At 66.7% G+C, this 15,642-nt stretch carries 13 protein-coding genes; 9 read left to right on the forward strand and 4 right to left on the reverse strand.

Annotated elements, in window-relative coordinates; translation table 11 throughout:
- The first annotated feature begins 9 nt into the window (after positions 1–9).
- Complete coding sequence (locus tag BM052_RS15360; protein WP_091148305.1) at positions 10–678, forward strand: outer membrane protein; 669 nt, start codon at positions 10–12, stop codon at positions 676–678.
- Between the two features lie 150 nt (positions 679–828).
- Here BM052_RS15360 and BM052_RS15365 read toward each other — a convergent pair whose 3' ends face one another.
- On the reverse strand, positions 829–1,332 hold the full coding sequence (locus BM052_RS15365; RefSeq protein WP_091148339.1) for a hypothetical protein: 504 nt from the start codon (positions 1,330–1,332) through the stop codon (positions 829–831).
- Between the two features lie 239 nt (positions 1,333–1,571).
- Between BM052_RS15365 and sthA the strand changes: the two genes are divergently transcribed.
- A complete protein-coding gene (gene sthA / locus BM052_RS15370) occupies positions 1,572–2,966 on the forward strand; it encodes a Si-specific NAD(P)(+) transhydrogenase (protein WP_255406185.1) in 1,395 nt (464 codons plus the stop codon).
- 161 nt (positions 2,967–3,127) lie between these two features.
- Here sthA and greB read toward each other — a convergent pair whose 3' ends face one another.
- Both greB and BM052_RS15380 read right to left on the reverse strand, forming a co-directional pair.
- Positions 3,128–3,607, reverse strand: coding sequence for a transcription elongation factor GreB (gene greB, locus BM052_RS15375; protein WP_091148309.1), 480 nt, complete (start codon positions 3,605–3,607; stop codon positions 3,128–3,130).
- A 169-nt stretch (positions 3,608–3,776) separates the two neighbouring features.
- Complete coding sequence (locus tag BM052_RS15380; RefSeq protein ID WP_091148310.1) at positions 3,777–5,744, reverse strand: lytic transglycosylase domain-containing protein; 1,968 nt, start codon at positions 5,742–5,744, stop codon at positions 3,777–3,779.
- Between the two features lie 101 nt (positions 5,745–5,845).
- Between BM052_RS15380 and dapA the strand changes: the two genes are divergently transcribed.
- From dapA to BM052_RS15395, 3 genes are all read left to right on the forward strand, one after another.
- Positions 5,846–6,727 carry a 4-hydroxy-tetrahydrodipicolinate synthase gene (gene dapA / locus BM052_RS15385; protein WP_091148312.1) on the forward strand — a complete coding sequence of 294 codons (882 nt, stop codon included), beginning with the start codon at positions 5,846–5,848 and terminating at the stop codon, positions 6,725–6,727.
- 84 nt (positions 6,728–6,811) lie between these two features.
- Positions 6,812–7,501: an MT-A70 family methyltransferase gene (locus BM052_RS15390; RefSeq protein ID WP_091148314.1), complete on the forward strand. Its 690-nt coding sequence runs from the start codon at positions 6,812–6,814 to the stop codon at positions 7,499–7,501.
- Complete coding sequence (locus tag BM052_RS15395) at positions 7,501–8,238, forward strand: BglII/BstYI family type II restriction endonuclease (RefSeq protein WP_091148315.1); 738 nt, start codon at positions 7,501–7,503, stop codon at positions 8,236–8,238. Before BM052_RS15390 ends, BM052_RS15395 begins: the two co-directional genes overlap by 1 nt.
- A gap of 161 nt (positions 8,239–8,399) precedes the next feature.
- On the opposite strand, the gene BM052_RS15400 is transcribed toward BM052_RS15395, so the two are convergent.
- Positions 8,400–10,328, reverse strand: a complete 1,929-nt coding sequence (locus tag BM052_RS15400; protein ID WP_255406186.1) for an alpha/beta hydrolase family protein — start codon at positions 10,326–10,328, stop codon at positions 8,400–8,402.
- 160 nt (positions 10,329–10,488) lie between these two features.
- Between BM052_RS15400 and smpB the strand changes: the two genes are divergently transcribed.
- From smpB to recA, 4 genes are all read left to right on the forward strand, one after another.
- Positions 10,489–10,971 (forward strand): SsrA-binding protein SmpB, encoded by a 483-nt coding sequence (gene smpB / locus BM052_RS15405; protein ID WP_091148316.1) that lies wholly within the window; start codon positions 10,489–10,491, stop codon positions 10,969–10,971.
- Complete coding sequence (locus BM052_RS15410) at positions 10,968–11,564, forward strand: DUF2062 domain-containing protein (RefSeq protein ID WP_091148317.1); 597 nt, start codon at positions 10,968–10,970, stop codon at positions 11,562–11,564. Before smpB ends, BM052_RS15410 begins: the two co-directional genes overlap by 4 nt.
- Positions 11,561–14,032, forward strand: a complete 2,472-nt coding sequence (locus BM052_RS15415) for a hybrid sensor histidine kinase/response regulator (RefSeq protein ID WP_091148318.1) — start codon at positions 11,561–11,563, stop codon at positions 14,030–14,032. Before BM052_RS15410 ends, BM052_RS15415 begins: the two co-directional genes overlap by 4 nt.
- Positions 14,033–14,129: 97 nt before the next feature.
- Positions 14,130–15,206, forward strand: a complete 1,077-nt coding sequence (recA, locus tag BM052_RS15420) for a recombinase RecA (protein WP_091148319.1) — start codon at positions 14,130–14,132, stop codon at positions 15,204–15,206.
- The last annotated feature ends 436 nt before the right edge of the window (positions 15,207–15,642 follow it).

A 15,642-nucleotide genomic window follows, 5' to 3' on the forward strand; every position in this document is an offset into this window, starting at 1 on the left:
GAGTTAGGTATGAAGAAGATCCTTGTAAGCCTCGCCGCCGGCGGCGTGATTGCGGCGGCTCCGGCCATGGCGCAAGATGTCGCACCGGCAGAGCCCTTCAAGGGGTTCCACGTCGAGGCCCTTGCCGGCTACGACGTCACCAAGGCCGGCAGCAGCGTCGACGATGACGCCAATGTCGACAACGACCAGTCCATCGACGGCCTGCTCTATGGCGTCGGCGCGGGTTATGACTTCAAGTTCGGCAAGCTCGTGGCCGGTCCCGAGGCGGAAGTGACCTGGTCGACCGCCAAGACCGAATTCGACAACGGCGACTTCGAAGGCTTCGGCGTCGGCAACGTCAAGACCAACCGCGACCTCTACCTGGGCGCGCGCGTGGGCTATGCCTTCACGCCCAAGACCATGGTCTATGCCAAGGGCGGCTACACCAACGCCAAGTTCGATGTGCGCAACGGCAACGGCACGGTGGAGATGAACGACGATATCGATGCCGACGGCTGGCGGATCGGCGCGGGCGTGGAGCAGGCGATCAGCAACAACGTCTTCGCCAAGCTGGAGTACCGCTATTCGAACTACGAGAAGGGCGAACTGGACTATACCGGCGACATTCCCGACGGCCAGCGCTTCGACCTCGACCTGGATCGACATCAGGTGGTGGCCGGCGTCGGCGTGCGATTCTGATCGGATCGCGATCGGGAAGGGGGCGGGAGCGCGGGGCTCCCGCCCTTTCCGGTGGATGAAGCTGAGCCTCTCGAAACAAGACTCATCTCTCCCCTCATCTCGCCCTCGTCGCTCGCGAGGCGGGCAAGAGCAACACAAGGGCAACAGAGGTCAGCGCAGGCGGGCGCAGCCGATCAACGCGGCGTCCATCGCCGAGGCGGCCCCGGCCAGCGGCCAGGTGTTGGAAAAGCGTCCACCCCTGGCGCCTTGGCCGCTCACCGTCATGCGGGGGGCGGCGCGCATCGCGGCGATGATCGCGGCATTGTCCCGCTCGTCGCGCGGCCAGGCATCGCCGCCGCCGCCGATCAGCTCGAAGCGCCCGTCGCCGATGCCCAGCGTGATCCGCGCGCCTTGCGCCATCTGGCGCGAAAGCCGGAAATGGACCTGGTTGCGCGCGCCGCGCCGCGGCCAGGTGCCGACGGCGACGAACGGCTGGTAGTCGCGCCACTGGGTGCCGGGCTCGGCCATGGCGATGGCATAGCAGCGCGGCACCACGGGATCGCGGAACGCCCCCCAGATGCCGAACAGGCCGAGGCTCTCGCGGGCCTGTGCGGGCTGCACCGGAGCGACCGCCAGAAGCGCGGGCAGGATGGCAAGGTATCGGATACGCGGCATCGCCCGCATCTATAGGCGGTCCGATGCGCGGAGGGAAAGGCCCGCTCGTCCTGAGCCCGTCGCCGCGACGGCGGCCCCTTCGACGGGCTCAGGACGAGCGGGCCTTGATCTGGATTTCGTGCTGTGCGCCCTGGAAATCGTTGTTGCGTTGCGGCGCGGCAGGCAGCAAACTCGCTGGCGCTTGCGGAGGAGAGGAACGCGCGCGGCGGTGACGCCGGCACGGCTTCCGGGGGCATCGAGTGTTGGGGCGATACGAATTCATCGTGATCGGCAGCGGGCCGTCCGGTCGGCGCGCGGCGATCCAGGCTGCGAAACTGGGCAAGTCCGTCCTGGTGATAGAGGGGCGGATGAAGGTGGGCGGCGTGTCGGTGCATACCGGCACGATTCCGTCCAAGACCCTGCGCGAAACCGCGCTCAACCTTTCGGGCTGGCGCGAGCGCGGCTTCTATGGCCGTTCCTACCGGGTCAAGAAGGAAATCGGCAGCCATGACCTGTCGATGCGGCTGGGCAAGACGCTCACGCACGAGGTCGACGTGCTCGAGCATCAGTTCCTCCGCAACGGCGTCGCCACCATGGCCGGCTTCGCCCGCTTCGTCGATCCGCATCGCGTGATGGTCACTTCGCCCGACGGCAGCGAGATGGTGATCGAGGGCGAGCGCTTCCTGGTCGCGGTGGGAACCGTGCCGTTCCACCCCGGGAACGTCGACTTTTCCGATCCCGATATCCTGGACAGTGACGAGGTGGTGGAAATCCCCCGCCTGCCGCGCTCGCTCACCGTCGTCGGCGCGGGCGTGATCGGCATCGAGTATGCGACGATCTTTTCCGCGCTCGACGTCGCGGTGACCGTGATCGAGCCGCGCGACAGCTTCCTCGATTTCATCGACCGCGAGATCATAGAGGAATTCGTCCATCAGCTGCGCGACCGGGGCGTCGCGTTCCGGCTCGGTTCGCCGGTGGAGAAAGTGGAGAAAGCCGGCGATGGCCGGGTGCTCACCACGCTGAAGGACGGGCGCACGGTGCGTACCGAAATGCTGCTCTACTGCGCCGGCCGCATGGGCGCGACCGCCGATCTCGGGCTCGAAACCTGCGGCCTTTCCACCGATGCGCGCGGGCGCCTGGCGATCGATCCCGAAACCTACCAGACCGAAGTCGCGCACATCTATGCCGCCGGCGACGTGATCGGCTTTCCCAGCCTTGCCTCGACCTCGATGGAACAGGGCCGGATCGCCGCCTGCCATGCCTTCGGCCTGCCGCTGCCGCCGGCCCCCGCCTTTTTCCCTTACGGCATCTACGCCGTGCCCGAGATCTCCACCGTGGGCATGAGCGAACAGGAAGTGCGCGACCGGAAGATCAACTACGAATGCGGCATCGCCCGCTTCCGCGAGACCTCGCGCGGGCATATCATGGGCCTGGAGCAGGGGCTGATGAAGATGATCTTCTCCAACAAGACCCGCCGCCTGCTGGGCGTCCACATCATCGGCGAAGGCGCGACCGAACTGATCCACATCGGCCAGGCGGTGCTCAACCTGAAGGGCACGATCGACTACTTCATCGAGAACACCTTCAACTACCCGACCCTGGCCGAAGCCTACAAGATCGCCGCCCTGGACGCATGGAACAGGATGGCGCGCTGAGGGCTGGGGGGGGAATCCTCCCCGGTACGGGGAGGGGGACCATGCGCAGCATGGTGGAGGGGCCTCTCGCCCCGACGCACCGCCCGCGTGGCCACGCGAATCCCCTCCACCACGCCGCTGCGCGTCGCGGTCCCCCTCCCCGTTCCGGGGAGGATCGGGCGTCAGGGATAGGCGATCGCGATCACTTCCCACTCCCGCTCGCCCGAGGGCAGGCGCACCGTGCGCAAGTCGCCGATCGCGGCGCCGCGCAGGGCGCGGGCGAGGGGGGCGCTCCAGCCGATGCGGCCGGCGCTCGCATCCTGTTCGTCGTCGCCGACCAGGGTGACGGCCAGCCGCTCGTCGTTCTCGTCGGCAAGCTCGACGGTGGCGCCGAAGAAGACCTTGCCGCGATCGGCCTGCCGCGCCGGATCGACCACGCGCAGGTTCTTCATGCGCCGCGCGAGGTGGGCCAGCTCACGATCGATCTCGCGCATGCGCTTGCGGCCGTAGAGGTAGTCGCCGTTCTCGGAACGATCGCCATTGCCGGCCGCCCACGAGACGATTTCGACGATCTCCGGGCGCTCCTTGCCCAGCAGGTGGTCGTAGCGGGCGCGCAGCACGGCCATGCCGGCGGGAGTGATCGGGGGACCTGCGGGTTTCATGGCAGTTCGTTAGAGCATTTTGAAGTCGGGTGAAATCACCCGACGACTCGCAAAATGCCGAAAACAAATAACAAATAGAGCGGAATCCGCCTCTGCCCGAGCGCATCCCGCTCTAGAGCTTCGAGCCTGAAATGCGAACCCCCCGCTCGCTCCGGACGAAAGCGCCCCGTCAGCCCGGCGTGCGCTTGCCGGGCATCAGGCGGGAAAGCTTGTTCGGCCCGCTGTAGCCGGACTTGTCCGGGTACAGCGTTTCGTAGACCACGGCGTTTTCCAGCACGCGCTGGATGTAGTTCTTGGTCTCGTAGATCGGGATCCGCTCGATCCATTCGATCCAGTCGACCGCGCCGCTGCGCGGGTCGCCGTTGGCGTTCAGCCACTTGTTCACGTTGCCGGCACCCGCGTTGTAGGCGCCGACCGCGAGCGGGGTGGCGCCGCCGTAATAGTCCATCATGCGCCCGAAATAGCCGTCGCCCAGGCGGATGTTGTAGACCGCGTCGGTGGTGAGGGCCGAAACGTCGTAGCCGATGCCCATCTTGCCCGCCTGCTCGCGCGCGGTGCCGGGCATCAGCTGCATCAGCCCGCGCGCGCCGGCATGGCTCAGCGCGTTCTGGGCGAACTGGCTTTCCTGCCGCGTCAGGGCGTGGACCATGGTCCAGTCGGTGCCGGGCGGCGCGGGAATGAGCGGATAGGAAATCGCGCCGAATTCGCCGTAGCCATCGGCATGCGCTTCCTGGCCCAGGATCACGGCCAGGTCGCGGCGGCCGATTTCCCGGGCGAGATCGGCGACCAGGACATGATCGGCTTCGCTCCTGGCCTGGTCGCTGATCTGCCGGAAGAACTGGATGGTGGTGCGCCAGTCGCCGTCGCGGGCGACGTCGCGCACGGCATTGGTGATCGGCAGCGCCATGAACGCATCGCGCTCGGCCCTGGTCGGCACCGCGCGCGGCACCGTGTCCAGGCCGGGCAGGGGGCGGCCGAGGCGCTCCAGCGAGAGCTGGCCATAGAAATACTGGGGATACTGCGCGGCCATCTCGAAATAGCGGTTGGCGCCCATGGCGTCGCCCGCCTGGGCGAGCGCGCGGCCGGCCCAGTAGAAGCCCTTGGAGCGGGTGCCCGGCGTCTGCGCCGCCGCGCCGTAGCGATAGAACAGCGGCGCGGCGCGGCGCGGATCGCGCAGGTCCCACAGCGCCTTGGTGCCGCCCAGCCAGACCAGCGAAGTGTAATCGTCGCGCAGGCGATAGGAGAGCCGGCTGATGTCGGTGCCCGGCGCGAAGGCGTCGTCGATCGCGCTGGCGATCCTGACTGCGCTGTCGGCCCCGGCGCCGCGCGCGGCGGTGAGCAGTTCGCGCACCCATGGCCCCGGTTCGGGAACCGGCTCGCGCAGGGGCGGCCGGTTGGCCAGCATGTTGATCTCGCTCGGCAGGTTTCCCGATCGCCGTGCCTGGACCGCGCGGTTGTAGACATAGCCGGGGTCGCTCGCGATCTCGGGCGGCAGGACCATGCCCAGCGTACCCGGCGGGGAGCCCTGCAACAGCGCCAGCCGCTCCATGAACGCCGCGCGCCTGGCCGGCGAGACGAACGAGATCTGCCGCTCGGCCTGCGCGGTCTCGCCCTGCCAGAGCAGCCTGTTCATCCGCGCGTCGTGGTCGGCCGGGGTCAGCGCATCGCTGTAGAACGACAGCAGGGTCGCCTCGGCGTTCGGCGCCAGGCTGCCACCACGCCAGGCCGCGATCGCCTTGTCCCGCGCGTCGTAGCGCCGCACGGCGGTCAGCGCGGTGGCATAGCGTCCCGCCGCCTCGTTGCCGAGCGGGGGGAAGCGGTCGAAGAAGGCGATCACCGTCTGCGCATCGGGCGATTCGGTGAGCAGCGCCTTCTCCGCGAAGCCGCGAATCTTCTCTTCCTGCGGATAGCCGGGATAGGTCAGCAGGAAGCCGGCGTAAGCGGCGAAGCCCATGCGATCGTTGGCGACGAGCAGCTTCCAGCGGTCGATCGACTGATGCACCGTCATGTCGTGCATCTGCATCGCCCGCGCCCGCGCGGCGTCCCACTCGCGGCCGTCCTGGCCCCAGGCCGGCGTCCCGATGGCGGCGAGCGGAACGGTCAGGAGCAGGGGAAGGATGCGCAACATACTGGACATTTTGGAAAGAGGCTCCTTATCAGGCGCTGAACGTGAAGGCCGACGCGGACGGGGGTGGTCCCCACCGGGCCGATAATTGAACGTCACCAGGGGTAAAGTCCATGTTCTCGGGGTCCATTCCGGCGCTCGTCACACCGTTTCGCGATGGCGCCTTCGATGAGCAGGCGTTCCGTCGCCTCGTCGATTGGCAGATCGAATGCGGCTCCTCCGCGCTGGTCCCGTGCGGCACCACGGGAGAGAATTCGACGCTTTCCAACGCCGAACACCACCGCGTGATCGAAGTTTGCATCGAACAGGCGGCGGGCCGGGTGCCCGTGATCGCCGGCTGCGGCAGCAACGATACGATGAACGCGCTTCTCCACATGAATTTTTCGAAGAAGTGCGGCGCCGCCGCCGCGCTGGTGGTGGCGCCTTATTACAACAAGCCGAGCCAGGAAGGGCTGCTTGCCCACTTCTCATACCTGGCCGAGCACAACGACCTGCCGATCGTGCTCTACAACGTGCCGGGCCGCACCGTATCGGACCTTCAGCCGGAGACCGTCTGCGAACTGGCGCGCCGCTATCCCGGCACCTTCATCGGCATCAAGGACGCGAGCGGCGATCTTTCCCGCGTGACCGACCACCGCATGGGGATCGGCAAGCAGTTCTGCCAGCTTTCGGGCGACGACGAACTGGCGCTGCCGTTCAACGCGGCGGGCGGCGTGGGCTGCATTTCGGTGACCGCCAATGTCGCGCCCAGGCTCTGCGCCGAATTCCAGGCCGCCTGCGCCGCCAATGACCTGACGCTGGCGCGCGAGCTCAACGACAAGCTCTATCCGCTGCACTACGCGATGTTCGAGGACAGCTCGCCAGGCCCCTGCAAGTACGCGCTCGCGCAAGTCCATGACTGGATCGCCAACGAACTGCGCCTGCCGCTGGTGCCCTGCAACGAAACGGCGCGGCGGGCGGTGGACAAGGCCCTGGTTCACGCCGGGCTGCTGTGAGGCGCCGCGCCCGAACCGTCGCAATCCGCGACTTTCTTTCCAGAGGCGATTGACAAGCCGTCAGTCGAACGCGAAGATCCTGATATGTTCTCATGCGATCAGCCCGCGCCCATCACCCCGCCTGCCCCGGTTCCGGCTCCCGTTCCGGCCCATGCCGATCTGCTCGCGACCGCGCGGGGAAAACGGTTCGGGACGATTCTTGCCGACCCCCCGTGGCAGTTCCAGAACCGGACCGGGAAAGTCGCCCCTGAACACAAGCGTCTCAGCCGCTACGGGACGATGTCGCTGGATGAGATTTGCGCGCTGCCGGTGGCGGATGTCGCGGACGATCCCTCGCACTTGTACCTGTGGGTTCCCAACGCGCTCCTGCCGGAGGGGCTTCGCGTCATGGACGCCTGGGGGTTTCGCTACATCTCGAACATCGTCTGGCACAAAGTGCGCAAGGATGGCGGCTCCGATGGCAGGGGGGTGGGTTTCTATTTCCGCAATGTCACGGAACTGCTCCTGTTCGGCGTGCGCGGCAAGAACGCGCGGACGCTCGATCCGGGCCGCAGCCAGGTCAACATGATCCAGTCGCGAAAGCGCGAACACAGCCGCAAGCCGGACGAGCAGTACAAGATCATCGAGGATTGCAGCTGGGGCCCCCGTATCGAACTGTTCAGCCGGGGCAAGCGCAAGGGCTGGACGGTCTGGGGCAACCAGGCGGACGAAGGCTACAAGCCCAGTTGGGATACCTACAGTTACAACAGCGCGATATCCGTGGCGGCGGAGTGATGCTGGAAGGGTTGCGCGAACGCGGCTTCGAGCTGGCGTTCGCCAGCCATGCGGCGGCAATCCTGGCGACCGATTTTCGCGAGGTCGTGGAAGCGCTTGAAGCGACGCTGGCGGGCGTTCGCCTGCCGATCACCGAGATCATCGGCTCGGGCGGCGGAGAGGCGCAGGTCACCCAGCGCCTGCGGCGCGGCTTTCATGAACTGGGCTGGCGCAAGCGCAACGTGGAAATCAAGAAGATCGTCGACGGGATCGAGCGCGAATCGATCAGCCACGAGATCGATCACTTCCTCGCGACCTTGCAGGGGAACTTCGCGCTTGAGATCGAATGGAACAACAAGGATCCGTTTTTCGATCGCGACCTGGAAAATTTCAAACGCCTCCATGCCGAAGGCGTGATCGGGGTCGGCTCGATCGTCACGCGCGGGCCCGCCCTGCAAGCCGAACTCCGGCACATGATCGGCCGATGGGCGCACCGTGAAGCGATCGAAAGCTTCGACGATCTGCGCAGGCGGGGATTCAAGCGCCCGACCGAGCGGCAGGAAGCGCTCGTTGCCGGACGCATGGTGCGCGGCGATTCGTTCCCGGATGCCTGGGCCGCGATGTTCGCCAGCGATAAATTCGGCATGGCGACCACGCATTGGAGCAAGCTGCAGGACCGGATCCGCCGCGGCGTGGGCAATCCCTGTCCATTGCTGCTGATCGGACTGCCGGCCGCGATCGTCGATATCGACGCCTGATACCAGGTTATGCCAAGTCTCTTTGAGCGGGACTCATCTCCCTCCTTGCGAGCCGCCAAGGCGGCGCGGCAACGACGAAGGGAAGGGAAACGAGAGTTCCGATCAATGGGATTTGGTGTGAAAGCCGGCCCTGGGCCGGCGGGCTCGAAAGAACCCAGGCCTCACTCCGCCGGGTTGTGCTGCTGCACGAAGCGCACCGCCGCTTCCAGCATCTGCTTGCGGGTCTCGCCGCGTGACAGCCAGTGATCCTCACCTTTGAGGACCACCATCTCGTAAGGCTTGCCGGCGTCCTTGAGCGCATCGGCCATGACCTGGCTCTGCTTGAACGGCACCACGGTGTCGTCCTTGCCGTGGATCAGCAGGATCGGCGCGTCGGCCTGCTTGGCGAAGCGGCGCGGCGAGATCTCGTCGTAGCCCTTCGGATCGCCGAGTTCGTCGCGCAGGGCCCTGCCGGTCATGCGTGAGTTGCCGCTTTCGAAGACGTCCGTCTGATACATCAGTTCCACGTCCGCGACCCCGGCAACCGATACCGCGCAGCGATAGCGGCCCTGTTGCAGCGTCACGCCGGCCAGGGCGGCGTATCCGCCATAGCTGGCGCCGACGATGCAGGCGCGCTTCGGATCGACGATCCCGCGCTTGGTCAGTTCGGCAAGGCCATCGGTGATATCGGACTGCATCTTGCGCCCCCACTGGCCATTGCCGGCGCGGCGGAAGGCGTCGTCGCGATTGGTGGAGCCGCGAAAATTGGGCTGGAACACGGCATAGCCGCGCGAGGCGAAGGCCTGCGCCCACCAGTCGAAGCCGACCTCGTCGTGGGAGCCGGGGCCGCCGTGGGGCAGGAGAATCACCGGCAGGCCTTTCGCCTCGCGTCCCGGCGGCAGGGTGAGGATGCCGTCCATTTCCAGGCCGTCGGCGGCGACATAATCCACTTTCGAAACCGGTCCCACGTCCGGCGCCGCGATCTTCAGGCGCTCATGGCCGATCGGATCGGCGCGGCGCGTGGCCATGTCGACCATGTACCAGGTGCCGCTGTCCTGGCTGCCGTGGGTGCGCACGATCACTTTGGAGAAATCGGGAGTCCAGTCGACCAGGCGGGCATTGCGCCCGGAAAAGGCCGCGAAGATCCGCGACACGAACTTGTCCAGCTTGGGGTCGTACATCACCGTCTTCGGCGTCGCCCCGCGTTCGCGATAGCCGATGATGCGGCCGGTGCCGCGATCGACGTACGTGGTTTCGACCTCGACGTCCGGGAGGAACGCTTGAGGCGTGCCGCCCGCCAGCGGCACTTCCAGCCAGCGGCTGTTCCCGTTCTCGTCGTCGATGGAATAGACGAGCGTCGATCCGTCCTGGCCGAAGAACATCAAGCTGACGTCGCCGAGCGGGTCCACGCCGCGCGCGATTTCATCGCCCCCGGAATTCCTGATACGCCACAGCCCGTTGGATGCCGCGACATCGAGCCTCGCCGCGACCTTTCCGCCGGCATCGACCAGCCAGTCGCTGTAATGATCTTCGGCGGGCGCGGTGGCGGCCAGCTTCGCCCGGTTGTGGGCCAGATCGACCGCGTAGAGCGTGGCCCGACCGTGGCGGAAATATGTGCCGCCGAGCGTGACGTCGAGGGCAATGCCTCCGAAGTAGCCGACCGTCGCGCCGTCGATCGTGCGAATGCCGTAGCGGCCGCGCGTGGTATCGGCGATGCCCTTCGATCGTGCGAAGACCAGTTCCGGCTTGGGATTCGTGATGGAAAAGACGATGGTCCCGGCCAGTTCGTACTTGCTGGCGGTGAAACCGGGGCCGAGCGAGACGGTATCGGTCTTGGTCACCAGCAACATGTCGTCGTCGGCCCAGTCCACGCTGCGCACCTTGGCGTCGCCGACCGGCGCGTTGATTCGTAAGTCATTCTTGGCATCCAGGGCAACGACACGGCGCATGCCGGCGATCTGGGCAAGCGTGGCGAGGTTGCCGCCCGGCGAGATCGCCATGTCTTCCACCGCCGGCAGTTCGCCGTAGGCATCGAGCGGCGGCGGCGCGGCATGGGCAATGCCGGACGCGATCGCAAGCGCCAATAGTCCGCTTGCCGGTATCATCTTCATTCGCACGATTGTCCCCCTGCGCCGAATGCCTTTTCGATATTTCGCTTCGGGGAAACTTGGCAAGTGACAATCTGTTGAGCCGTGCCGAATGGCTGTGACGGCCGGCCGCCCGCAAGGGGCGTTTCCTTTTGGTCCGCGCATCCCTACATGGCGCTCCACCATGGTACGTCCGCAGCATACGACATTCGACAAGGTCAAAAGCGTCGCCGAGAACCGCAGGGCTCGCTTCGACTACTATATCGAGGACAAGTTCGAGGCCGGCATCGCGCTGACCGGGACCGAAGTGAAGAGCCTGCGCTTCGGCGAGGGCTCGATCGCGGAGTCCTATGCCGAGATCAAGGGCGGCGAATGCTGGCTCATCAATGCCAACGTGCCCGAATTCAGCCACGGCAACCGCTTCAACCACGAGCCCAAGCGCCCGCGCAAGCTGCTGCTGCATGAGCGCGAGATCGCCAAGCTGCAAGGCGCGGTGGAGCGCAAGGGGATGACGCTGGTGCCGCTCTCGATCTATTTCAACAGTCGCGGCCGCGCCAAGGTGGAGCTGGCGCTTGCCAAGGGCAAGAACGCGGCGGACAAGCGCCACACCATCAAGGAGCGCGATTGGAAGCGCGAACAGGGCAGGATTCTGCGGGAAAACCGATGAGCACGATTCTCTCCCGCCTGTCCCGCTGGCTGCATCGCCAGATGCCCACGCACGAACAGCTCGAGGCGAATCGCTTCACCGCGCCGTTCGCGCGCCGGCAGGAACTGTTCCGGTTCACCCGCCGCTCGGTGCCGCGCGGTGTCGCGGTGGGGCTGCTGGTGGGGATCTTCGCGCTGATCCCCGGCGTCCAGATCGTCGGCGCGGCGCTGATGTGCGTGCCGTGCCGGGGCAACATCCCGCTTGCCGCCGCCATGACCTTCCTGTCGAATCCGGCAACGACGCCGCTGATCCTGGCCGCCTCGATCTGGATCGGCAACATGCTGGGCTATCACGCTGACGTGTCGACCTTCTATGCCCTCTACGAACGGGGCGCCGGGCTCGGTTCCTGGATGCGCTGGCTGCTTTCCGATGCGGCGCCGGCGCTGCTGGTCGGCCTGTTCGTGATCTCCACCGTGGCGGCCGCGATCGGCTATCTCCTCTCGTCGTGGTTCTGGCGCTTCTGGATCGGCCGCAAGCACCAGGCACGGCGCCTCCGTCCCCGGCGCGAAAGCGTGGATGCGGCCGAACCCGCCGGCACGGACCCGGTTGCATGAAGTCCCTGCTGGATCGTGCGCCGGATCGTGCGCCGGATCGTGTACCGGATCGCGCCGGAAGGCTGCCGGACGCGCTCATGGTGACGCTGGCGCTGGTCCTCAGCGCCGCGCTGGTCTGGCTGGTTTCCGAGGACTCCGTCCTGATCGGCGTGTTCGTCGCCGCCATGGCGATGCTTGCCGTGCTCGCCTGGATGATCTCGAACCGCCGTCCGCCGGCCGCCGCGCCCGAGTTCGCGCAGCCCGACTGGTCGGTGACGGTGGCGACGATCGACCGCCCCGACATGGCGATCGCGGTGACCGACCGCGCGGGACGGCTGACTTGCGCCAACAGCAGCTACGAGGACTGGTTCGGCGCGGCCAGCGCGCCGCCGCGCCTGCCGGTGGAGGATATCTCGCTGGATCGCCTCGCCGATGCCACGCGGATCGCCTGGCGCGATGGCTCGGCGCAAGTCGAGGTCACCGGCGAGAACGGCCGGCGCTGGCGGGTGGAAGTGCGTCGCTGCGGGCGCGGCGACGATTTCCTGGCCTGGCGGCTGGTGCCGGTAGATGCGGTCGATTTCGTGGCCGAACTCGTCGGCCATCTGGACGGCAAGCTCGGCAGGGGGCTCGCCAAGGCGGGCATCGCCGCCGCGCTGGTCGATCCGGACGGCGCGATCCGCGCCGCCAGTTCCGGCTTCGCCTTGCGCGCCACCGGCGATGCCTTGGCCGACATGACCGGGCAGGACTTCGTCTCGCTGCTCGGCCAGGAGGAAGGCGAGCGCATCGGCTGGGTGCGCGATGGCGGGCGCGGCGGCCCGCTGGTGCTCTATCACGTCCCGGTCGCCGATCCCGATGCGGCGATGGAGCCGGACCCGGATACCACGCCTTCGCTGATGCTGGTGGTGGAAGCGGCGCAGGGCATCGGTGCCAGCGGTGGCGGCACGGCCGCCGCTCCGCACCTCGAGGCCCTGCTCAGCCAGCTTCCGCTGGGCCTCGCCATGGCCGATCGCGACGGGCGGCTGCTGTTCGCCAATCCCGCCTTCATGCGGGCCGCCGGCCGCGAGGGGCAGGAACCGCCGACCTATCCCATCGATCTCGTCGTCAAGGAAGACAAGCGCGCGCTGTCCGAGGCGATCCGCCGTTTCGCGCAAGGCCCGGCCGCCGCGGGCGACCTCGCCATCCGCCTGGCCGCCCTGCCGGACGATCCGGTGTCGCTCAGCCTCGCCGGGGTGCGGGGGCTGGGCGAGGCGGCGGTGCTGCTGGGCCTTACCGACAGCTACGAGGAGGCGCGCCTCAAGCGCCAGGTGGCGCAGGCGACCAAGATGCAGGCGGTGGGCCAACTCGCGGGCGGCGTCGCGCACGATTTCAACAATGTGCTGACGGCGATCCTCGGCACGTGCGACCTGATGCTGATGCGGCATACGCCCGGCGATTCGGACTATGACGATATCCAGCAGATCCGCGCCAATTCGAACCGCGCCGCCTCGCTGACGCGCCAGCTCCTGGCCTTCTCGCGCCAGCAGACGCTGCGGCCCGAAGTGCTCCAGCTTCCCGATGTCGTCGCCGATGTCTCGCAGATGCTGCGCCGGCTGATCGGCGAGAAGATCCAGCTCGTCGTCAGTCATGACCGCGACCTGGGGCCGGTGCGCGCCGATCCCACCCAGCTCGAGCAAGTGATCGTCAACCTCGCGGTCAACGGGCGCGATGCCATGCAGTCCCGCGGCGACGGATCGGGCCGGCTCACGCTGGCGACCCGCAAGGTGACCACCACCGACGTGCGGGCGATGCGCAGCGAGATCATCCCGGCCGGCGAATACACCGCGCTGATCGTGGAGGATACCGGCGGCGGCATTCCCCCCGAGAACCTGGGCAAGATCTTCGAGCCGTTCTTCACCACCAAGGAACAGGGCAAGGGCACCGGCCTGGGCCTCTCCACGGTCTACGGCATCGTCAAGCAATCGGGCGGCTTCATCTTCGCCGAAAGCGAACCGGGCAAGGGCACGCGCTTCGTCGTCTACCTGCCGGTCCACCACGTCGCGCCCGGCAGCGTGGTGGAGCCGGCGGCGGCGAAAGTGGAGCCGCCGCCCAGCCAGTGGGCGGGCGGCGGCGCGATCCTGCTGGTGGAGGACGAGGATCCGGTGCGGGTCGTCGCCGAACGCGCGCTCACCCGCCAGGGCTATCAGGTGACGTGCGCCCGCGACGGCGAGGAGGGGCTGGAGCTGGTGCGCGAAGGCGGCCGGTACGATCTCGTCGTCTCCGACGTGGTGATGCCGACGCTGGACGGCCCGGCCATGGCGCGCGAGATTCGCAGGATCGCGCCGGGCCTGCCGGTGCTGTTCATGTCGGGCTATGCCGAAGAGCAGCTGCGCAAGGAAATCGGCATCGCCAACGCCTGGTTCATGCCCAAGCCCTTTTCCGTGCAGCAGCTCTCGGAAAAAGTCGGGGATGTTCTGGCTCATACCGTGGGCGGTGTTAAAAATCGGAAATAAACCACAGTTCTCCTCTTGTTCTCACAGAACAAAAGGGATACATAGGCCCTTGCGACGTTGACCTTTCCGGTCAGGCCGGTAGCAAAGGGGAAGTGTAATGGCTGCTCAGCTCAAGCTGATCCAGGAAGGCAAGGAAAAGGACTCCATGGACCGTCAGAAGGCGCTCGAAGCGGCGCTTGCCCAGATTGACCGGGCGTTCGGCAAGGGTTCGGCGATGAGGCTGGGCTCGAAGGAGACGATGCAGGTGGAGGCGGTTTCGACCGGCTCGCTCGGGCTCGACATCGCGCTGGGCGTGGGCGGCCTTCCGCGCGGCCGCGTGATCGAGATCTACGGTCCGGAAAGCTCGGGCAAGACCACGCTGGCGCTGCACTGCATTGCCGAGGCGCAGAAGCTGGGCGGCACCGCCGCGTTCATCGATGCCGAACATGCGCTCGATCCGGTCTATGCCAGGAAGCTGGGCGTCAATATCGATGAACTGATCGTCTCGCAGCCGGACACCGGCGAACAGGCGCTGGAGATCACCGACACGCTGGTTCGCTCGAACGCGATCGACGTGTTGGTGGTGGACTCGGTGGCGGCGCTGGTTCCCCGGGCCGAGATCGAGGGTGAGATGGGGGATAGCCACGTCGGCCTTCAGGCACGGCTCATGAGCCAGTCGCTGCGCAAGCTGACCGGCTCGATCAGTCGTTCGCGCTGCATGGTGATCTTCATCAACCAGCTGCGCATGAAGATCGGCGTCATGTACGGCAATCCGGAAACCACCACCGGCGGCAACGCGCTCAAGTTCTACGCCTCGGTCCGCCTCGACATCCGCCGCACCGGGCAGATCAAGGACCGCGACGAGATCGTCGGCAATGCCACCCGCGTCAAAGTGGTCAAGAACAAGGTCGCCCCGCCTTTCAAGCAGGTCGAGTTCGATATCATGTACGGCGAGGGCATCTCCAAGATCGGCGAGATTCTCGACCTCGGCGTCAAGGCGGGGCTGGTGGAGAAGTCGGGCGCGTGGTTCTCCTACGATTCGATCCGCATCGGCCAGGGGCGTGAAAACGCCAAGACCTACCTCAAGGCCAACCCGGAAGTCTGCGACCGCCTCGAAAAAGCCATCCGCGCCCGGACCGAAGGCCTGGCCGAGGAAATGATGGCCGGCGCTTCGGCCGAGGATGACATCGAGTAATATCAACCGACGTTTGGAATGACCCGTCGTCCCGGCGCATGCCGGAACCGCTGGCGGCTTGACGCAAGGCCACGCCGATGACGTCAGCGGTCGCGGATCGAGTCCGGGAAGGCGAGTCACCGGGAAGACGAGTCAATCGAATGGGTCATACCAAGCTGCGTTGACCGCGATTCTTCTCCCCTCCCCTTCAGGGAAGGGGCCGAGGGTGGGTCTCTCCACCACCGCCACGCCTAGCCGATAGACCCCACCCCAACCCCTCCCTCTTCAGGGGCTACGCCATTCACGCATCGTGATTGAAAGACAGCGCCAGGTCTGATGTCCTCGATGCAGGAGATGGCCTGATACGCTCGGCTTCATTGATTGACCTGTGCCCATTTGCGTGACCCGATTGAAGTGATTTGCTCTGGTTGAGCGATGAGCCAGTTCCAAGCGTCGC

The sequence above is a fragment of the Novosphingobium sp. CF614 genome (assembly GCF_900113255.1).
In the GTDB taxonomy this organism is placed as follows: Bacteria; Pseudomonadota; Alphaproteobacteria; order Sphingomonadales; family Sphingomonadaceae; genus Novosphingobium.